The following is a 352-nucleotide window of genomic DNA, read 5'->3' as shown; positions in this document are numbered from 1 at the left end:
GCGTCGGACATGAGGCGCTCCTGGCGGTTTCGAACCCGCTCAGGATCGCCTTGCCGGAGCAGCCGGGGACGACGCCGCCTTCGTCCCCGGCGCAATCCCCGTCCTACTCGGCGGCGAAAGCCAGGCGATTACCGGCCGTCAGGGCCGTCTTGGCCGCCAGTTCGGCCATGGCGTCCTCATATTCCACCGCCAGCTTGGCGATGCGTTCGGCGACCGGCAGCACTTCCTTGATGGCGCCGATGCCCTGGCCCGAGCCCCAGATGTCGCGCCAGGCCTTGGCGTCCTGGTTGCCGCCCGAGCCGAAGCTCATCTTCGAGGGATCGCTTTCCGGCAGGTTGTCGGGATCCAGGCC

Annotated in this window: 1 pseudogene; it reads right to left on the bottom strand. The window is 68.8% G+C overall.

The annotated features are described in order from the left end of the window. Nucleotides 1-103 precede the first annotated feature (103 nt). Nucleotides 104-352 (bottom strand): annotated as a pseudogene (locus tag AC1DD5_RS25830) (NAD(P)H-dependent flavin oxidoreductase); the annotation flags it as partial.

The sequence above is a fragment of the Paenarthrobacter sp. 10L420 genome (genome assembly GCF_056395385.1).
Note: the sequence above shows the minus strand (reverse complement) of the source record. Positions and strands in the feature narration are given on the sequence as shown.